Source organism: Bacillota bacterium (assembly GCA_013178415.1).
GTDB lineage: Bacteria > Bacillota > SHA-98 > Ch115 > Ch115 > Ch115.
In genome coordinates this window covers 216,327-236,314 of the sequence record JABLXA010000001.1, presented here as the reverse complement: position 1 = coordinate 236,314, position 19,988 = coordinate 216,327, and the positions used below count along the sequence as shown (strand labels likewise).

Genomic DNA, 19,988 nt, shown 5'->3' with positions numbered 1-19,988 from the left:
GGATGAATGAGGAAATCCGAATGATCCTTAAAATGATTGAGGAAGGCAAGATCACCGCGGATCAAGCGGCGGAGCTTATAGAAGCCATCCGTGACAAGGATGCTGCCTATGACGAAGAAGGCGTTCCTAATGAGGATCAGACTCGGAATGAAGTAGAATCCATGGAGGGGAAAAGATCAGCAGAGCATGAGGGAAAAATTGCAAAAGACCGGGGGCCGGCAAAGCCTTCACGCGCAGGCCTGGATGATATGGTCGAAGAGCTCAAGGCATTTGGCTCTAATATCCGGAAGGAGCTTGAAGACTCTCAGCTCAAGGATACGATCAGAGATGCGGTAAAAAAGGCCCTATCGAACGCGGGATCCAGCCTTACGAATCTAGCCGGGAATTTCTTTGATATTGGTTGGGGAGGCGGAATGATCCAGCGGAGTCTCGAGGGGCACCTTGAGCCAGAGGAGGCTGACAGCGTTATTCACCTATTCCTAACCGGCCGAAACGGAGGTATCAAGCTTATCGGATGGGACCAGCCTGGTTACAAGGTCGTCGCTGTAGCGCGGGTTCCGTCCGGTAAAGAAGCGGAATATCAATTTGAGGACCTGGTTCAATATAGGGTCGGCGAAAAAAACCTCGAATTCGAAGCCAGAGGAGATCGGTTCAATCTGAAGGCTGTTTCATTGCAGGCGTTCGTTCCCAAGCGATTCACATATGATGTAGCATTGGAATCCTCAAATGGCTCAATAGAGGTAGCAGATATCAGCTGCACCAAGATCCATGCGGAAACGTCCAACGGCAAGATTGACTTCAATCGCGTGCGGGCTGACGCAGCCTATGTTGAAACATCTAATGGCGCAGTGGTCCTGAATACATCATCAAAATCACTTCACTGCGAAACCACCAATGGCAGCATAAGCGTCACCCCATTTGGAATAGATGGAACAAGCACCTGGGAACTCGAGACATCAAATGGGGCAGTGAAGGCTGTGGTCCCAGAAGATATGAATCTTGGCGTTTCCATTGCGGCCGAGGTAAGCTGCGGAGGAATTTCAGTGGATGTCCCGGACCTGGTATATGAACTGAATGAGCGAGGTAGGACAAACCAGGAGATTCGGGCAAAGAGTATGAACTTTGAAGACAGGGAGAAAAAACTCATCCTCAGGATCGAAACGTCCAATGGTGGAATAAGTGTCAGAAAAGAGACGGCAGCTTAAGGGCGTAAGGAGGAATTCGAAATGAGTGAAGAGAAAAAACAAGTATTGAGGATGCTTCAGGATGGAAAAGTTTCCATAGATGAGGCCATGAAACTTCTCGATGCTATAGACGAAGGCAAGGGCGGGCAGTCGTCCCCGAACCGGTCGGGAAGGATGCTCAGGGTCAGAATTGATGAGGAAGGAAAGACAAAAGTAAATGTGAATATACCTTTGTCCCTGGCGAAATGGGCCCTCAAATTGATACCGGCAAACGCTAGACACGAACTCATGGATCAGCATATCGACATTGATGAAGTGCTATCGTCTATAACGGAAACCACGATAGGGAAAATCGTGGATATTCAAGATGATGAGACAAAAGTTGAGGTCTTCGTCGAATGATGAGGCGTCCCAGTTTTTTCATGCTAATCCTCATTAAAAACCAGAATATGAAGCGGAGCCTGCCCATAATTCTCCCCGTCTTCGCCATATGCGACGCGATTGGGGCAGCGCTCAGCATATTCCAGGCGCTTCTAATGATATCCCCCGGGCTCAGAAAGGTTATCAAGAAAAGCGTTCCCGGGGGATTCCCCCTTGATCAAATAGGAGTCGCCAAGAATATCATGTACGAACTAGCATCTTATGGCACCTGGACATTTATAGATATCGCGACGGAGGATGGAACAAGGGTCCTGGTGAAGTTCATATGATGAAAGTATCCTCAGGCCATCTTGGGCCACCGAGCCGTTTTCAAGCGGATACCAGCGCCGCCGAGCCGTTTTTGTGGAGATGCCAGCGCCAAGCCATTTCTAAGGAGATACCAGCGCCACCAGCTCGGCGCCGGAAGGGAGATGGGATATCATGACGGGATTTATTATAAGGCTAGCGATGAACACCTTTGCATTGCTCATCCTCCCTTACATCGTTTCAGGGATCGAAGTGAGCGGCCCCATGGCAGCTCTGGCTGCGGCCATCGTGTTGGGGATCGCAAATGCCATCATAAGACCGATCTTGGTGATACTCGCACTGCCTATTCAAATCCTGACCCTTGGGCTCTTTACATTTGTCATCAATGCACTCATGCTCCTCATCGCCTCCGGGCTGGTAAAAGGATTTGAGGTGCATGGTTTCTGGCCTGCCCTCTGGGGCTCCATAGTGTTGAGCATAATAAGCGGGGTACTTACCTGGGCGACGAGGGATACTTCCAGGCGATAACCGGCCATGCCGACCTCTGGGATGGCGCCATCATATACCCTGTGGTAATGCCCCCGTGCATGCCTTCGGGCGATCTTAAAGGTGGCGCCCCTCGGTCTAGGCAAATGAGTTCGCATGTGAGTCCCGCTTGAGCTCTCGAATCAGGGCCGGAATGATCTTATGCAGATCCCCCACGATCCCATAGTTGGCTATACCGAAAATAGGAGCGTCAGGATCTTTGTTAATGGCCACGATAATGTCTGAAGAATCCATGCCTGCTGTATGCTGGATCGCGCCTGAAATTCCACATGCGATATAAAGCCTGGGGCTTACAATCTTGCCGCTCTGTCCCACCTGGCGTGATTCCGGGATCCATCCGGCATCGACCAACGGGCGCGACGCGGCTACGACCCCTCCCAGTAAACCTGCGAGCTCCTCAAGAAGCTGGAGGCTCTCTTCGGAGCCAACGCCCCTCCCACCGGATACGATAACCCGGGCCTCGGAGATATCAATTTCCTGCTGATGATCTTCCTTGAATACCCCCACCACCCTGGCGCGAGGCGCAGCAAAATCCCTGAAGAATCTCATTATCTCCCCGCGCCGGCGAGGATCGGGGGGAAGAGGTCTTATGGCGTGCGGCCTGATGGTTGCCATCTGCGGCCTTCTCTCAGGGCAGGCAATGGTAGCCATTATATTTTCACCAAAGGCAGGGCGAGTTGTAAGGAGGATTCCTGATGCAGGGTCAACCTCAAGAACCGTACAATTGGCAGTAAGCCCTGTACCAAGCCTCGCCGCGACACGTGGGGCCAGGGAAAGACCGAAATTGGTCGCCCCAAATAGGAGAATGGAGGGGCGATAATCACCCACAAGCTGGCAAATGGCTTCCGTATAGGGCTCTTCTTGCCTCAATAAGAGACCCGGGGCCGAGATGACGTAAACCGCGTCAGCCCCGCCTGCGATGAGTTCCGAAGCGGTAGGCTCCGTTTGATATAAATTCTCCCAAGTGTAGTGACCGGCGCTATCATGGCCACCGCCACCATAGCCACCGCTATAATGGCCGGGATCGGCTTTGCCCTCGGGGAGAAGGGCCACGAGGCTTACACCAAGTCTATCCGCAATGGGGCGTCCCGCTGCCAGGAGTTCATATACAATATCAACAGGACGACCTCCATCCGTTATTTCTACAAATATCCAAACATTACCATCCAGAGAACAACACCCCCAAATCGGTACAGAACGGCCCCTAACTTGAAAGCGCCTTCCGAATTACCTCAGCAAGCTCATGAGCGACTTCCTCCGGAGAACCCTGGAGAAGCCTGGCCTTATGGCTTTTTTCATGAGAGAAAATCCTGACAACCTTTGTAGGTGACCCTGAAAGACCAATCCGATCAGGCTCAGCCCCGATATCGCTCGCCCCCCAGGTGGGAATATCAGCCTTGCGGGCTCGCATCATTCCCTTCAAGGACGTGACTCTGGGCTGGTTGATGCCTTTATCAACGGTAAAGAGCGCGGGAAGATCCACCTGGATGGTCTCATATCCTTCATCAGACCTTCGCCTGACGCGGGCGCCGCTTGCATCTATCTCGTCGATGGCGAAGACGCGGGCTACATGTGGGATTCCCAGGAACTCCGCAAGCTCCGGCCCTACCTGAGCGGTGTCCCCATCAGTCGATTGCCGCCCACAAATGACGAGGTCAATAGTCTCCCCCGACACCATTTCCATCTTCCGGATTCCCTTGCCGAGGGTATAGGAAGTAGCGAGGACATCGGCTCCCGCAAAAGCCCGGTCGCTCAGCAGGATTCCGTTATCCACGCCCATTGCGATAGCCTCTTCTAACACGCTGCGCGCCTGCGGCGGCCCCATGGTAATGACCGTTATTCTAGTCCGGGCGCCCGCCTTTTGCAAACTTTCCCGTATCCTCAAGGCTTCTTCAATCGCAAAGAGATCATATGGGTTGACGATACATGGGATGCCCTCACGAACAAGGGTATTGGTCTCCCGGTTTATCTTCACAGCCCCGGGATCTTCCGGGACCTGCTTGATGGTTACCACTATATTCATATATCCGATCAAGTCCCTCCGGATCTATATCCAACTTGCATTCTCCATGAACAATCCGACCTTCATGACAATCCGGACCTTGCGCCACCGAGCATTCAAGCCTTCGCCTTTTTCTGGCGCCTGGCTTCTCGCAAAACCTGAGAACCCACTATTGTGCGCTGGATCTGGTTCGTTCCCTCATAGATCTGCGTTACCTTCGCGTCACGCATGAGCTTCTCCACAGGGTAATCACGCATATAGCCATAACCGCCAAAGATCTGGACAGCATCCACAGCCACACGCATGGCAATATCAGAGGCGAAAGTCTTGGCCATGGCTGATTCTTTCGCGAAATCCCGCGCCCCTCCATCGATCATTCTGGCGACCGAATAGGTGAAAGCCCTGGCAGCCTCGACCTGGATGGCCATATCAGCAAGCATGTGCTGGATAGCCTGAAATTCGCCGATCGGGTTTCCGAATTGAACTCGCTCCATAGCATAGGCTGCTGAGAGATCGAGCGCCCTTTGCGCGATCCCTACAGCCTGAGCGGCGACTCCAGTCCGGGTCCGGTCCAATGTTCTCATCGCTACGATAAACCCTTTTCCTTCTCTATCGAGAAGATTCTCACGAGGAATCCGACAATCTGAAAAAATGAGTTCACGCGTAGATGAGGATCGAATCCCCATCTTTTTTTCCTTCTTGCCAAATTCGAAGCCAGGTGTGCCTTTTTCAACTATGAAGGCTGTAATTCCGCGAACTCCGGCGTTTCGGTCAATTGTGGCCATTACCGTGTAGATCTCTGCTTCACCGGCATTGGTGATCCATTGCTTGGTCCCATTCAAGACATAGGAATCCCCGTCAAACACCGCAGTAGTCTTGATATTCCCGGCATCTGAACCGGCATCAGGTTCTGTCAGGGCAAATGCGGCAAGACGCTTGCCGGAAGCGATATCAGGAAGATACTTCTGTTTTTGTTCCTCTGTTCCAAAGAGAAGAATGGGGTAGGCACCGAGAGCGCTGGCCGCATAGGATGTCGCAACTCCTGCACATGCGCGCGAAAGCTCCTCTACGACCAGGCATTGCTCGAGGACCCCACCGCCCAGACCTCCATATTTCTCGGGGATCCAGACCCCGAATAGATCTGCCTGCGCGAGATCCCTCATTATTTCCCATGGGAATTCTTCCTTTTCATCAAGCTCAGCCGCGACAGGAGCTATTCTCTCCTCAGCTATCTTTGAGGCCAGGTCTTTGATCATCCTTTGGTCATCAGTCAAGAAATAGTCCATTGGGACTCCCCCCGTTCGAGTCTGCCTGGGCCGGTTGGGGAATCGTCTATCTGGATTCCCCATTCTTGGGCCTGCCTGCGCATACTGGTGCGCCAGGCGGGCGCTGGCGCGCCAAGTGAACGCTAACGCCCCGGATTGGCACTGGTGCGCCAGGCAAACGCCGATGCCCTGGATTAGCACCAGCTATTAATACGAGCTACTAACCCTGGGTTCAAAAAGAGTGTAGCATCTAGGAGGCCGGGGTGTCAATGCTCTTAAGACTGTGGCGGGTGTCAATGCTCTTGATACCGCGGCACAAGATCCGCCTGCTCCGTCACCGGATGCTGGGCCTTTGTTAACACTTTCTCGATGAAAATATCGACCACATGGGGATCAAACTGCGTCCCTGAATTGTCCCTGAGCTCTTTCACGGCGGCTACAGAGAGGGCAAAAGATTTCAACGCAAGCGCTATACCCACAAGCACAATTAGGATAACAAAGGTGGCAACTCTGCCCTTCAAAAATGCCACCCCTTCATCACGGGATCTGCTCGAAATATTGTGTCAGTGGTTTAAACTATCCGGTAACGTTCCATCCCTTGCTCATAGAGGTCGTCACCATAGATATCATCCACCACTATTGCGGGGAAATCCTCCACCACGAGCCGTCGTATAGCCTCCGGCCCCAGGTCCTCATATGCAACCAATTCTGATGACTTGATCCTCTTCGCCAGCAAGGCACCAGCCCCACCGATCGCGCCGAAGTATACTGCTTTATACTTTCTCATGGCTTCTCTGACTTCAAGGGATCTTACGCCTTTCCCTATCATGCCTTTCAGACCATGTTCGATCAACAGGGGGGTGTATGGATCCATGCGCCCGCTGGTGGTCGGCCCGGCTGATCCCGTAGGGAATCCCGGCCGCGCTGGTGTGGGACCAACATAGTAAATCACCTGCCCCGCAAGATCAAAGGGCAACTGCGAACCAGATTTGATAAGGGAGACAAGCCTCTTGTGAGCAGCATCCCTTGCTGTATATAAGACGCCCGATATCGCGACCTCGTCCCCCGCCCGGAGCTGGGCTACTACCTCTTCAGTGAGCGGAGTTGTTATATAGATAGCCATCTAGCGATTTTCCTTTCCCTGAAGTCTCAAATCTCGAGCCATGACTCATCTTACTCACTTTGGATTCAAAGCTGGCCACAGCCGCAGAAAAAGTCGGCATCGAAGTGGTCCCGGGAGCCGGGAAGGCCAAGTCCAGGATCAAATAGTCATGGATTCATGGGGGGAAACATGGCAGTTGAGGTTGACCGCTACTGGAAGGCTCGCGATATGGCAGGGCATGACTTCCACATGCACGGCCAGAGCAGTAATCCTTCCGCCGAAACCCTGCGGGCCTATGCCAAGCTTGTTGACCCTCATGAGCAGATCTTTTTCGAGATCCGCAAACATTGGATTGAGATTATGGGAACCCAGGGGCCGGAGCAATGCCTTCTTTGCCATAAGCGCGACAGCCTCGAAATTCCCGCCTATCCCCACCCCGATTATAATTGGCGGGCATGGATTCGGGCCAGCCCGTCTTACAGTATCTATCACAAAGTCCTTTACTCCCTCGATCCCGGCGGCAGGAGTGAGCATGGCAAGCCGGCTCATGTTCTCAGCGCCACCACCTTTAGGAGCCACAGTGATCTTGAGCCTATCCCCAGGGACGACATCAACGTGGATGATAGCAGGTGTATTATCGCCAGTATTCCGTCGCTCATAAACAGGATCGTCCACCATCGATTTTCGAAGGTAGCCCTCGATATACCCCTGCCTTACGCCCTCATTCACGGCATCATACAGACTTCCGCCCACTATATGAACATCCTGGCCAATCTCCAGAAACACTACGGCAACCCCGGTATCCTGACAGGCGGGAAGGCATTCTTCTCTCGCGATACGATGATTCTCAAGGATTTGTCTCAGGACTTGCCTCCCTAGGGGTGATTCCTCGATTTCAATGGCCCTCTTAAGGGCGCGGAGGTTCTCCTGAGGAAGGTTGCAATTGGCGCTCATACAGAGCTTCTTCACCGCGCGGGTTACTTCCAATGCAGAGATCTCTCTTACTTGATTAGAACCCAACCGATCCTTCCCCCTCTTCCTGAGCCCTATCCATAGATCGGAAACGACTATCAGTCGGCACCCATTCAAGCCATGGGCGGCGGCGGGATGATCCCCCCATCCATCAGCATTCTAGTCGTTTCCCGGGACCTTCTTATCATGGAGACTGCCTTGTCGTAGAGTTCGTCCCTGCCCAGGGCGATCCTCGCGATCCCCTGCTCCACTGCCTTCAGTCCCACCGCGACGGCTACCCTGGGATAAACTTCCCATTCATCCATCGTAGGTATCAAATATTCCTCATTTATGCCCCTGTCTTCCGCGCATTTTGCGAGTTCCATAGCTGCTGCTATACACATCTCGTCTGTTATCGTCTTCGCCCTGACATCGAGAGCTCCCCTGAAAATCCCGGGGAATCCCAGAGAATTGTTTACCTGATTGGGGAAATCTGAGCGCCCGGTAGCCACGATGCGCGCCCCAGCTTCTTTGGCTTCCCAAGGCCATATTTCAGGAACCGGATTTGCGCAAGCAAAGACAATGGCGTCCGCGGCCATCTCAGCTATCCATTCCTTTTTGAGAGTATCAGGACCCGGTTTGGACAGGGCTATCACCACATCGGCGCCCTTCATGGCCTCAGGAATCTGGCCTGCAAGATGCCTGGCATTGGTTCTAAGGCACATCTCCCACTTTTCCTTATTTGTCTCCATGAGCTCTGTCCTTCCTGGGTGTAGCGTCCCTCTGCTGTCACACATGATGATGTTTCCTGGTTCAGCTCCTGCAGCGATTATCATTCTGGCGATGCAAATATTCGCGGCGCCGGCACCCACAAGGGTTATTCTCACATCAGACAATCTCTTGCCAACTATCTTAAGCGCGTTGAAAAGCCCTGCAAGGGTGACCGCCGCAGTCCCCTGCTGATCATCGTGCCATACTGGGATCTGCATCTCTTCACGGAGACGTTCAAGAAGGTAAAAACACTTTGGCTGCTCGAAATCCTCCAGATTGATCCCGCCAAACGAAGGCTGAAGCCATTTGATGGCTGAGATGATCTCCTCAGGGTCTCTTGTATCAAGGCAGATAGGAAATGCATCCACCCCGCCAAGATACTTGAATAACATGGCCTTTCCTTCCATTACCGGGAGCCCAGCCTCCGGTCCGATATCCCCGAGGCCAAGCACCCGAGTCCCATCTGTTACAACAGCCACCGTATTCCATTTATTGGTATACTCGTAGACTAATTCTTTGTCGTCCTTGATGGCCTTACAGGGCTCCGCAACACCGGGAGTATACCATATGGCGAAATCTCGCATGTCCCTGATACAGCCTTTAGGGGTAATCTCGATCTTACCCTTATAAAAGGGGTGAAGCCTCATGGCCTCTTTCGCGGGCTTTTGAGCTCTGGCGAGCATCCCTTGTTTATCTATTATCGCATTCCCATCTGACATCGCATTATCTCCTTCCCCGGACATGGCGAGTCCCCATTCCGTCCGAAATCTGCGCGGCTCCAGCGGACATGATCTTCTTCTTCTTTGAGGCGGACAAAACTCCTCTTTTCATCCCGAGCGCCCTCAACACCAGAGAAGCAAACGGCTGCTGGATCATGATGCTAACTCCGGAAGGAATTGCCACAAGAGGCGTGAAATAGGCGAGGGCGATGGCTATCCCGGCCCCGTCGTTTCGCATTGCATTAACAAATAGAAAAGCCTTAGCATCATCTGGAGAGAGCCTCAATGCCGTACGTGCCGCAAAATAGGCGATGACATAACCCATTATAGTTTGCAAGAGGATGACCAACAACACAAGGAAGGTAACCCTGCTATACTGAGCAAGAAATGGCGCATTCGCTGCCGCGTTGGAAACAACCACCAACATGACTGAAAGCTTCATGATGAGGCTGAGAAATGGACGAGCTATTGAAACGTACCTATTTCCTTTATGGGTGAAAAGCATTGCCAGGATAACCGGAATGAGCACGATCTTCGTAAGGGTGAGGAGAAGACTGCGAGGACTGAAGGGAATCACATGCCCTGCCACAAGCCCCATGATTCCCGGCACCGCGAAGCTACCCAGGATGGCGGTGAAAGTCAAAAGTCCGATACCAAGGGGAACATTACCCGAAGATAGCCTTACCCAGAGGGATGAACTGGTGGCGCTCGGCAGCGCGGCGAGGAGCACATGCCCGGCCCAAAGCTCGGGATTTGTTGGATAGAAAAGCCTGGATATAACAAAAGCTAATAGCGGCATGACGAGGTAAAAGGATAAAAATGTGCCAATAAACGCCCCGGGCTTGCGCCCGACCTGACGGAAGTTCTCTATCCTGCAACCGACCGTGCCTGAAAATGTCATTATGGCAATAAGATAAGGTACTATTGACACATATTGAGCAAAAGTCTTCTGCCAGATAGCCCCAACAAGTGTGCATCCAAGGATGATCCAGAAAAATCCTGCGCCAATCATGCGGTCTACGCGAGACACCCAGATAGATATGCCACCGGTCTTGCCTTCCTGCAACAACCATCATCCCACCATATCTTAAAGCAAAACGAATATTCGGCGATCCATATTTCTACTTTGTAGAGGAATCCCCGGCGCTTCAATATGTCATCATTCTACTGCAACATGGATGGCATTGTAAACCCTGAGAGTCAGTTTTCAGTCATCAGCAAAATCAACGCCGTCACCGGGCATGTAGACCTCAGATCTTCCGGGATCTTCTACCGGCGGCCAAGATGGTATTCTTCATTAGCATTGCGATCGTCATCGGTCCCACCCCGCCGGGGACGGGGGTAATGAAACCTGCCACTTGACTCGCCCCTTCAAAATCCACATCCCCAACCAGGCCTTCAGGCTCTCTATTTATCCCGACGTCTATGACCACAGCACCTGGTTTGATATATTCTCGCCCTATTAATCTGGCACGGCCCACTGCCGCTACCAGGATGTCGGCCTGCCTGCAGATATGGACGAGATCAGTGGTCTTTGAGTGGCAGACGGTAACAGTAGCATGACTCGCTAGAAGCAAAGCAGCTACAGGCTTGCCAACTATATTACTGCGACCGACCACTACCGCATGTTTACCTTTGATCTCAACACCTGTGCGTCCTATAAGCTCCAGTATGCCGGCAGGAGTGCATGGCACAAAGGAGGGGTAGCCCAGCGCGAGCCGCCCGACATTCACCGGATGAAATCCATCAACGTCCTTCGATGGATCAATTCTCTCCAACAGCCTTTTCTCATCAAAACTTTCAGGAAGCGGAAGCTGTAACAGGATTCCGTGGATCTTTTCATTGGAATTGAGTTCTTCTATCAAAGATTCTACTTCTCTTTGAGAAGCGCTTGCAGGCAGGCAATGTTCCTCAGAATACATCCCCAACCTGCTGCATGCGCGTTTTTTGCTATTTACATAGATCCGCGATGCGGGATCACCACCGACCAGGATAACGGCAAGCCCGGGCACAATCCCATGATCTCGCTCCAGGGCCTCAACTTCCGCCTTTAATTTCCTTTGGATCTCTGCCGCAATAGCTTTGCCGTCAATGAGCCTGGCTGTCATCTGCACCGCTCCTCCGTATAATATCTTTCACTATCTCTTTGAAACGGAGTCCTCGCTCCTTATAATTCCTGAACATATCGAAACTGGCGCATGCAGGGGAAAGGAGAATGACATCGCCGCTCTGGGCGGCATCGAAAGCTTTATTGACCGCATCCTCAAGGCCGCCTTCTGCATGAATCATCATGGGCATATGCCCACGGCGGACGCCGGCCGCTCTAACCGCCTCTTCGATCTTCGAGGCGGTAGCTCCCAATAATACGATGGCCCGCGCCCGCTCAATGGCAACCTCGGCGAATTCATCAAAAGGTAGGTGTTTATCATATCCCCCTGCAATCAACACTATTGGTTGCTTGAACGATCTTAGGCCAGCAATAGCTCGACTGGGGGTCGTGCTGATAGAATCATCATAAAAGCGTATGCCACTTACCTCTCCCACTAGCTCTATCCGATGTTCCACTCCTTTAAATTCCCTGATGACATTCCTCAGCACAGACGAAGAAATGCCCTCGAGGCCTGCGATCGCGGTGGTTGCGAGAATGTTCTCAACATTATGGTCACCCGGGATTTGTATGTCCTCCCTGGAACAGACGAATTCCTCCCGGCCGTTCAACCTGAGCCAGATCTGATCACCCCTTAAGAATGCGCCTGACTCAACCTCGCTGAGCCTGCTGAAGAACACAACACCAGCAGGGCACCTTGGCACCATCTCCCGGGAAATACGATTGTCAGCATTGAGCACTGCAAAGTCCCCGGGCTGCTGATGTAGAAAAATATTAGCCTTAGCCTCTATATATTCCTCCATAGTTGGATGATAATCCAGATGGTTGGGATGGACGTTGAGAACGACGCCTATATTGGGACTCATTCCAAGCTGCTGTAATTGGAAACTACTAAGCTCCAGGACAGCAATAGAATCGGGTCTCATGTCAAAAACGCGGCCCAGAAGGGGTGTTCCGATATTCCCGCCCACAAAGACATCTTTCCCGGCAGCTTTGAATACGAGGCCGGTAATCGTGGTTGTGGTGGTCTTCCCATCACTCCCGGTAATCCCAATGATCCTAGAAGGACAAAGTTGGAAAAAGAGCCGGAGCTCACTGGTTTCCTCGACCCCTCTATCACGAGCCCTGACAAGCTGAGGGAGATCCCGCCTCATCCCGGGTGTCACGACCATCATGTCGAAAGATTCCAGATCGTCCAAGTATGATGGCCCCAGATGAAATTCAACCGGCAGTCCCTTGAGGTTCTCGAGCACCGCGTGAAGCTCGGCGGCGGGCTTTGCATCACATGCGACAACTCTTGCCCCTGTGGATACCAAAAATGGAATGACTGATAGATTGCTCACCCCGATACCTAATACTGCTATTCGCTTTCCGCGAAGGTTATCGATGACTTTCCGCTGTGATGGCGTCAGATCACGGTCTAGCATATAGAAAGTATCCCCTTATACTCAATTACATTCAAAAATAAAATCCATGTGGGCTGGTGCCTAATCGGGGAACAAAGACTTACATCCGCATGAACATTATACTTCATCAAAGCTCGCAGGGGAAGCGGGGTCGCCTGGTCCCATCCATTATGGTAAAATTTATGTCGGGAACTTTTCCCCTGTATTTACGTTTATGAAATGGTGAAGGGTAGTGAGAGAGAGTGATCCGGACGGAGGCACTGGCAGGCGTCAGCCTCGCGCGTAAACCTGTCGAGGAATTTGAGCGCCTGGTCCAGAAATATGACAAAGCCATATATAACCTCGCTTACCGGCTTACCGGTGACAAAGAGGAGGCAAAGGATCTGGTGCAGGAAGCCCTGGTGAAGGCGTATCGTTCCTTCGATAAGTTCCAACTGGGCTCCTCCTTTGAAAAATGGCTCTACAGGATCGCGAGCAATATCTACATAGATCGTCTGCGTAGAAGGCCGAAATTCAGGATCGAGTCTCTTGATAGACCCATAGATACACTTGACGAACAGTTGCCCCGGGAGCTTCAAGATAATTCAGCGGGGCCCGAAGAGCTGGCTGAAATATCAGAACTCCACCAGGCCATCCAGAGGGGAATCCAATCCCTTCCGCCTGAATATCGCCTCGCTGTGGTATTATGCGATGTCCAGGGGTTCTCATATGAAGAGATCAGCGAGATACTCAAATGTTCCATCGGGACAGTGAGATCACGAATCCATAGAGGTCGAAGACTTCTCCGGAAGAGGCTATTGCCTTATCTCGGCCACCGCCAGGAAGAGGATCATGAAGCATCTCACAGATCACCCGGTGGGAGGTGAAAAGGGTGAATTGGGATCTGCCGTGCGACAAAGTCCAAAAACTGCTTTCATCATATGTAGACCGGGAGCTCAGTTATGATGAAGAACGTCGAGTAGCGCTCCACGTTGATGGGTGCCTGCGGTGCGCGAAAGAATTGGAGCAACTCCGGTCACTCAAGGATCTGCTCTCGTCGGTTCCCAGCCGTGATCTCCCCGGAGATTTTTGGCCAGGACTCCGGGCAAAGTTGGCTGGAGAACCGGCAGGCACCCGCGATATATCTCGCATCAGAAGAGGAACATGGTTCGCGATTTCGACCCGAAGGCCATGGTTCACCATACCGGGTAGTAACCGGCTGAGAATGGCAGTAGCCGCGGCGGCTCTGCCGCTTGTATTCTTCATGACGGCGCCTTTGATTTGGTCAATTGTTTCGCGACCGCAGCCTGTAGAGATAGCCCCCTTCTTGCGAACACATGCGCTATCTGCATATAGACAACCTTGGTCCGATGATGCATGGATCAATTATATGGCTTTGGAGTCCCAGCACAACCCTGGATTGACACCAGTGGAACAATTGGCTCACCCCGATGTCAGCGTGCCTGGCGGCAGCATGCCTACCGGGTTGAATGCATCTAATGATGACCAGGCAGCGGTCAGGCTGGTCGACTTCGACGCCCAGCCATGGGGCATACTCCCCTGATATGGGGTGACTTATATGCTCACTTTTCGAGGACTCTTTATACTACTGGTTGCCGTGGCCGCGGTAACTGTGCTGTGGTTCCAGGTCACGGAAGCTGCGATCCCGGATCAGGAAAACCCGGCCATGGCCATTTTGAGACGGGTTGCGCGGGAAAGTGAAAATCTCAGGTTTGAGGGCACCCAAGTAATGATATACTGGTCGCCTAGGGGCGCAAAAGCCAGTATCGTCCGTATTGCGCGTGAGGGCCTGTCTAAGGTCAGGATCGAATATCTGCCGTCGGCTGATAATCCATACCGTTTGTTTATCTCCGACGGCAGCAGGATATGGACATATGCCCCGTCACAGAAGATCGTGACTTCTCAGCCGGTAGGGCCGAGATCTTATTCCGTCCAATTTCCTATAGAAGGCGTCTATATGAAAAATCTCGACCTTGCTGGCGAAAATTACATGGTGAAACTCTTAGGACGGGCGGTTGTTGCGGGGCGAAGATCTTACGCTATTTTGCTATCACCAAAGTACAGGGGAAACCCTATTCGAAGGATATGGGTAGATTCGGAAAACCCGGTGATATTAAGGACGGAGGAGTTTGATGACAACAAAAACCTCACTTACCTGTCATATTTCGTCAGGATAGATTTTCCGTCAGATATCCCTGATGGACTCTTTGACTTCGCTCCTCCTCCAGGTGTAAAAGTAATATGTGAAAAGGAACAGCCTACGATGGTTCCACCGCAGGACCTCAGGCGGAAGTTCGGAAGTGACATCATATTTCCATCCTTCTCGACCCTGGGTTATTCCCTGGAGGGGGGGGCCCCAGCAAAGCTTGGGCCAGTAGCGTGTATTCACTTGCAGTATTCGGATGGATTTAACGTGGTGTCATTCTTCCAGACGCTCTCTGCTGATCGATCAAGGATACACCTGCAAAATGCAGAGACGGTAGAGGTAAACGGTTCAAAGGCTGATCTGGTTGAGGAACCACGGGCCAACATCCTTAGATGGGAGGCGGATGGCAGGAACCTCTTCCTGGTAGGCAATGTTTCAAAGGATATACTGATAAAAATGGCGGAATCCGTGAAGATTAGCGATGGGGTCCGTCGATCAGAGGGGCTCATCGAGGATCTCGCCAGCAAGTTTCTCCTTATACTGACAAGACATTGAGCTAGATGCAAAGGAGGATTTTTTATGAGCCTAAAGGAATTTAAAAGTAAATATCTACCATATGCAGTGGTTGCCATAGTGTGTTCTCTCATTACATCAGTCGTAGTGGTGCAGCTTACACATGACAAGCCGACTTTTGCCAATGAACCTGCGCCGGTGGTCAGCGCGGCCGGATCAAATGTGGTGGCCATTCAGGCCCTGGGAGAAAACACCATAGCCGATGTTGCAGAGAAAGTCTCGAAGGCAGTTGTGAATATCGATACAAAGCGCACAGTGCAAGTCAAGTCCGTATTTCCGTTTGACGACGAGTTTTTCCGCCAATTCTTTGGTGAATCATTCACGCCCAAAGAAAGAGTCGTTCCAGCGCAAGGGTCGGGTTTCATAATCAGGCCAGATGGATATATACTTACCAATAGGCATGTCATTGAGAAGGCAACAGAGATCAAGGTGACGCTTTCTGATGGGCGGCAGCTAAATGGCAAACTGGTGGGACAAGATTCCCTGTACGACCTGGCTGTCGTCAAGGTTGATGCTTCAAATCTACCGACGGTCGAACTTGGGGACTCGGATAAGATCCGTCCCGGGGACATAGCCATAGCTATCGGGAATCCATATGAATTTCAAAGAACCGTGACTGCAGGTATCATCAGCGGACTTGCGCGTTCCCTAGATGACCCGACAAAGCCCGGCAGCTACATCCAGACTGACGCGGCCATCAACCCCGGAAATAGCGGTGGTCCCCTGGTGGATATACGTGGCAGAGTGGTAGGGATCAATACTGCAATCATACCATTCGCACAGGGTATTGGTTTCGCAATCCCGGTGAATCAGGCCAAAAGCATTCTTGACGACCTTATTACCAAAGGGAAAGTGGCAAGACCATGGATTGGCATCGGGCTTCAGGATCTCAACAAACAGCTTGCCGATGCCTTGGGGCTCAAGAGCACCAAGGGTGCCATCGTGACAGAGGTCCAGCCAAACAGCCCTGCTGAAAAGGCAGGCCTTTCGACCTATGATGTAATCCTTGAATTCGGCAATATAAAAGTCGACAATTCCGATCATCTGGTCAAGCTCGTAAACTCAAAGAAGATCGGCAGTAAGGTCATTCTCAAGGTATGGCGCAATGGCGGCACGAGGATCATAGTCGTGACCCTAGAAGAGAGGCCGACGAGCATTGAGTGAAGTCTCCTCCTCTAATGTGATTTCCTCTGCTGACATTGCTTCCATATAATAGAGTCCCGTGCATGCCAAAACCTCCTCAGCGCAGGGATCGGGCCCCAACGCCCGGTCCCTGCGTCTTTATGACGCATTCCTGCGGCAGCCGGCCAGGGACCCTTGAAACGGAAAATGAAAAGTGGTATACTTTATTTAGCGTTAGATAAACTCTTTTGTAGGGAGTCTGAACCATAATGGTAACATCGAATGAGCGAGAAAATGACAGAGGCTCTCCACAATCAAGCTCGTATGACACCCAGCACAATGGCACTCTTGTCCGCGATCGTATCCTACAAGCCGCTATTTCTTTGATTGCCGGGAAGGGATACGAGGGGACATCGGTGCGAGAGATCGCGGAGGCCGCGAATACCACAGTGCCCATGATCTACTATTATTTTGATTCTAAAGAGGGGCTCTATGTCAGCCTCCTGGAGCATGGCATCGAATCTTTTTTGAATTCGGCGCCTGAATATCCCCCCAAATCTGGATTTCCAAACCATAGTCCCAAAAAAGCGGATTACCTCAAGCGAGCAATTGCCTCGGTGATTTCATTTTGCCAGTCTAACAAGACCATAGTGGAACTGATCTTTGAATCGTGGTTCATAAAGGGCTGTCCCTCTGGGGTTCCTAAGGTGGAGCAAGTCTATTGGGTCATGGTGGAACGCTTTGCCGCCATTCTCAAGGCAGGAATCGATGCCGGAGAATTCGCTCCGGTGGATGTGTATCTCGTCTCACAGCATATTGTAGGCATCATTACCAACCTGATGGCGCGACACCTTATCGGAGATGAAAAATTCTCCCCTGAAGAGATCGCCGGAGAGACAGTGGATTTCCTTATGACAGGTCTAGCGCCCCGCCAGTAAAGGCGTTCAGGATAGGGCCCCATATAACCCATATGATCTTTTGGCTTCAGATACAGAATCCAAAGAAGAGGTGAGATGAATGGCAGAGTTCTCTTACGACCTCAATGTGACCCTTGATCCTCCATCTGGTTCCCCCGGGACTACCGTAAAGGCAACCGCCAGATTCAGCAACGTCGTGGGTGAGATCAAGTCAGTCTATGCCATGGTGAACGCCTACGGATACTCCGAATTCCTTCCCAAGGCAGGCGAGAATACATATTCGACCACTATCGTCGTCCCCTACGGAGCGCCTCCCGGAACATATGATGTCACATTCTTTGCGCGAGATACGCAGGGTAACAGGGGGAAGGGTGTAACCGTTCAATTCACTGTAACCTAGACAGGCGACTCACTGCGAATCCGGGGCCCCAAGGGCGCAGATCCCGGGAGAGGCGGGGTGACCGCCTCTCCGTTTCAAACAAGGGAACCCGAATTCTAACCAATCATGCGGCCCCGAGATGGAGCCGCATAGTACCCGCAAACCACAAGATTCATGGATGCCGACATTTACCGTTTGATGAAGAATTGCTCAGGTGTGAGATAACCAGGGCTTGAATATGCATAAGCCAAATTGCCCTTGCGCGGAACATTCTTGAAATTCTTCTTGACCACTACAGGTATGTTATATCCTCCTAGTATGGGGATAACATACATATTCTTCGCCCACAACCTGAACATATCCTCGAGAAGCTTTTCGCGTTCCTTCTCGTCTATGGTGACGAGCATCTTGCTGAAGTCATCCTGTATTTTTGCAGCGTCTCCGACCGGTTTCTCGCCTTCCTTGCCACCGGTTACATACCACCTGCCCCAGAGGGGTGCCCAGTATGTGTTGATCTCATTTGGAACAAGACTTCTCATAGAATAACTTGCAACAAAGTAATCTGTGGCAAATTCCGTTGTATATCCCACAAACTGATAGTTATTTGAGTCGATACGAGGCCACCAGAGAGAGCCAGATATGGCGTCTACAACCGTCTTAATCCCGACTGCATCCCAATATCTTTTCACCATCTGCATGACATCGGCATGTATTGAATAACCTAAGTTCACTACAATTGTCAACGTCAGCGGCTTGCCATCAGGACGAAGCCTGAAACCATCCTTGTCTCGCTTGCTGAGCCCCATTTCGTCAAGAAGTCTATTCGCTTCCTTCGGATTATACTCATAGAACTTGCGGATCTCAGGATCATTCCCTACAGAAGCTACAGGGAACATTGTATATACCGGGGTCGCCTGGCCAAGGTAAGCCACCTCATTGACTTCATCCCGGTTGATGGCCATGGAAAGGGCTCTTCTAAACCTGACATCCCTCACCAAATTCCGCAGCACCTCATCACCTTCAAGGGTTTGATTCGGGAATATAGCGCTCGCTCCCTCTCCTGCATTCCAAAGATAAACCTCGTAACCCCCTTTGTCCCTGTTCTCCATAAGAAGTGGATAGTCTGAGAACGACAGGTTCCTTGCCTGCATATCGACTTCTCCAGAGACCGCCTTCATGGTGATCATCTGGATATCTTGCACCATGTCCCATGCTATCCTGTCTATATAGGGTAATTGATTACCCTTGGTATCGACTTTCCAATAGTAAGGATTCCTCTCTGCTATTATACGAGTGGCTGTTGGGCTTGATCTGAGAACCCAGGGTCTTATAGTAGGAAGATCAGGATTAGTAAAAGGCTGGGCTCTGTCTGCAAACAGCTTATACCAGCTATCAAATTTAGCCGCCTTGACCTTCGCATCAAGCTGACTCTTCGAGGTATACTTGGGATGGAATTGCTTCATATAATGCTTAGGATAGTTGAATACAGAGGGTCCTGCATTTGGGCTGGCGAGGTATTCCAGGAATAGGGCATGAGGTTTTACAAAGCTAAACCGGACGGTATAAGCATCCACCTTCTCAAACTCTGCAGGCTTGCCATTTACCTGCAGCCAGGCGGGATAGACAGGGGTCAGTTCCTTATTGCAAATTACATCTTCATACCAGAAGGCAATATCATCTGCGGTCAAGGGTTCCCCGTCTGACCACTTAATGCCTTTTCTAAGATGAAGTGTAAATGTCTTCCCGCCATTTCCTATCTCCCACGACTTAGCCACATTGGGGATCAGCTTCTTGCCATCTCTGTCCCATCTTACCAGGGGTTCATATCCAAGGCGGACATGTATCATGGTGTCTCCTGGACTCAAGGCGACTCTACGCCATGTCCCTCCATACTGGCCTACTTCATCCACAGGAGTGACAACCATTGGGTCATCGGGAAGTCTTTTCTCTACAGGGGGAAGCTTGCCTTGCTTCACAAGGGCCGCAAGCATCGGGGCCTCATTATAATCTCTAGATGCCGCAAAAGATGCATAAATGTATCCAGCTACAAGAGCCATCACAAATAGGACCGTCACCAATCGTCTCTTAATAGAATTGGTCATGCTTTCTTC

Annotated in this window: 21 protein-coding genes; 10 read left to right on the top strand and 11 right to left on the bottom strand. The window is 51.4% G+C overall.

All coding sequences use genetic code 11. The annotated features are described in order from the left end of the window. The first annotated feature begins 2 nt into the window (after positions 1–2). The 4 genes from HPY52_01145 to HPY52_01130 all read left to right on the top strand — a co-directional run bounded on the left by HPY52_01145 (position 3) and on the right by HPY52_01130 (position 2,399). Entirely contained in the window at positions 3–1,205 is a 1,203-nt protein-coding gene (locus HPY52_01145; GenBank protein ID NPV78871.1) for a DUF4097 family beta strand repeat protein, read from the top strand. Between the two features lie 21 nt (positions 1,206–1,226). After that, the gene (locus HPY52_01140; protein NPV78870.1) at positions 1,227–1,586 is read left to right on the top strand and encodes a hypothetical protein; all 360 of its coding nucleotides are present in this window, start codon (positions 1,227–1,229) and stop codon (positions 1,584–1,586) included. A gap of 20 nt (positions 1,587–1,606) precedes the next feature. Beyond that, positions 1,607–1,894 carry a hypothetical protein gene (locus HPY52_01135; protein ID NPV78869.1) on the top strand — a complete coding sequence of 96 codons (288 nt, stop codon included), beginning with the start codon at positions 1,607–1,609 and terminating at the stop codon, positions 1,892–1,894. A gap of 151 nt (positions 1,895–2,045) precedes the next feature. After that, on the top strand, positions 2,046–2,399 hold the full coding sequence (locus HPY52_01130; GenBank protein ID NPV78868.1) for a phage holin family protein: 354 nt from the start codon (positions 2,046–2,048) through the stop codon (positions 2,397–2,399). 96 nt (positions 2,400–2,495) lie between these two features. Here HPY52_01130 and HPY52_01125 read toward each other — a convergent pair whose 3' ends face one another. From HPY52_01125 to HPY52_01080, 10 genes are all read right to left on the bottom strand, one after another. Next, positions 2,496–3,587 (bottom strand): electron transfer flavoprotein subunit alpha/FixB family protein, encoded by a 1,092-nt coding sequence (locus HPY52_01125; protein NPV78867.1) that lies wholly within the window; start codon positions 3,585–3,587, stop codon positions 2,496–2,498. Between the two features lie 34 nt (positions 3,588–3,621). Continuing rightward, entirely contained in the window at positions 3,622–4,440 is an 819-nt protein-coding gene (locus HPY52_01120; protein ID NPV78866.1) for an electron transfer flavoprotein subunit beta/FixA family protein, read from the bottom strand. A 95-nt stretch (positions 4,441–4,535) separates the two neighbouring features. Further along, the gene (locus HPY52_01115) at positions 4,536–5,705 is read right to left on the bottom strand and encodes an acyl-CoA dehydrogenase (protein NPV78865.1); all 1,170 of its coding nucleotides are present in this window, start codon (positions 5,703–5,705) and stop codon (positions 4,536–4,538) included. 272 nt (positions 5,706–5,977) lie between these two features. Beyond that, positions 5,978–6,205, bottom strand: coding sequence for a hypothetical protein (locus HPY52_01110; protein ID NPV78864.1), 228 nt, complete (start codon positions 6,203–6,205; stop codon positions 5,978–5,980). Between the two features lie 50 nt (positions 6,206–6,255). Then, a complete protein-coding gene (locus HPY52_01105; GenBank protein ID NPV78863.1) occupies positions 6,256–6,807 on the bottom strand; it encodes a Fe-S-containing hydro-lyase in 552 nt (183 codons plus the stop codon). 138 nt (positions 6,808–6,945) lie between these two features. Continuing rightward, positions 6,946–7,806 carry a fumarate hydratase gene (locus HPY52_01100; protein NPV78862.1) on the bottom strand — a complete coding sequence of 287 codons (861 nt, stop codon included), beginning with the start codon at positions 7,804–7,806 and terminating at the stop codon, positions 6,946–6,948. Positions 7,807–7,871: 65 nt separating this feature from the next. Continuing rightward, the gene (locus tag HPY52_01095; protein ID NPV78861.1) at positions 7,872–9,227 is read right to left on the bottom strand and encodes an NADP-dependent malic enzyme; all 1,356 of its coding nucleotides are present in this window, start codon (positions 9,225–9,227) and stop codon (positions 7,872–7,874) included. 4 nt (positions 9,228–9,231) lie between these two features. After that, positions 9,232–10,293 (bottom strand): bile acid:sodium symporter family protein, encoded by a 1,062-nt coding sequence (locus HPY52_01090; GenBank protein ID NPV78860.1) that lies wholly within the window; start codon positions 10,291–10,293, stop codon positions 9,232–9,234. A 184-nt stretch (positions 10,294–10,477) separates the two neighbouring features. Further along, positions 10,478–11,335: a bifunctional methylenetetrahydrofolate dehydrogenase/methenyltetrahydrofolate cyclohydrolase FolD gene (gene folD / locus HPY52_01085; GenBank protein NPV78859.1), complete on the bottom strand. Its 858-nt coding sequence runs from the start codon at positions 11,333–11,335 to the stop codon at positions 10,478–10,480. Next, entirely contained in the window at positions 11,316–12,746 is a 1,431-nt protein-coding gene (locus HPY52_01080) for a UDP-N-acetylmuramoyl-L-alanine--D-glutamate ligase (GenBank protein NPV78858.1), read from the bottom strand. The genes folD and HPY52_01080 overlap by 20 nt, the downstream gene beginning before the upstream one ends. A 236-nt stretch (positions 12,747–12,982) precedes the next feature. On the opposite strand from HPY52_01080, the gene HPY52_01075 reads away from it, so the two are divergent. The 6 genes from HPY52_01075 to HPY52_01050 all read left to right on the top strand — a co-directional run bounded on the left by HPY52_01075 (position 12,983) and on the right by HPY52_01050 (position 17,898). Then, positions 12,983–13,606, top strand: coding sequence for a sigma-70 family RNA polymerase sigma factor (locus tag HPY52_01075; protein ID NPV78857.1), 624 nt, complete (start codon positions 12,983–12,985; stop codon positions 13,604–13,606). Positions 13,607–13,611: 5 nt separating this feature from the next. After that, positions 13,612–14,283 carry a hypothetical protein gene (locus HPY52_01070; protein ID NPV78856.1) on the top strand — a complete coding sequence of 224 codons (672 nt, stop codon included), beginning with the start codon at positions 13,612–13,614 and terminating at the stop codon, positions 14,281–14,283. A 15-nt stretch (positions 14,284–14,298) separates the two neighbouring features. After that, positions 14,299–15,441, top strand: a complete 1,143-nt coding sequence (locus tag HPY52_01065) for a DUF4367 domain-containing protein (protein NPV78855.1) — start codon at positions 14,299–14,301, stop codon at positions 15,439–15,441. A gap of 24 nt (positions 15,442–15,465) precedes the next feature. Beyond that, positions 15,466–16,623 (top strand): PDZ domain-containing protein, encoded by a 1,158-nt coding sequence (locus HPY52_01060; GenBank protein ID NPV78854.1) that lies wholly within the window; start codon positions 15,466–15,468, stop codon positions 16,621–16,623. 227 nt (positions 16,624–16,850) lie between these two features. Beyond that, entirely contained in the window at positions 16,851–17,519 is a 669-nt protein-coding gene (locus HPY52_01055; protein NPV78853.1) for a TetR/AcrR family transcriptional regulator, read from the top strand. Between the two features lie 79 nt (positions 17,520–17,598). Further along, the gene (locus tag HPY52_01050) at positions 17,599–17,898 is read left to right on the top strand and encodes a hypothetical protein (protein NPV78852.1); all 300 of its coding nucleotides are present in this window, start codon (positions 17,599–17,601) and stop codon (positions 17,896–17,898) included. Between the two features lie 167 nt (positions 17,899–18,065). Here HPY52_01050 and HPY52_01045 read toward each other — a convergent pair whose 3' ends face one another. After that, on the bottom strand, positions 18,066–19,979 hold the full coding sequence (locus tag HPY52_01045) for an ABC transporter substrate-binding protein (GenBank protein NPV78851.1): 1,914 nt from the start codon (positions 19,977–19,979) through the stop codon (positions 18,066–18,068). Between the last annotated feature and the right edge of the window lie 9 nt (positions 19,980–19,988).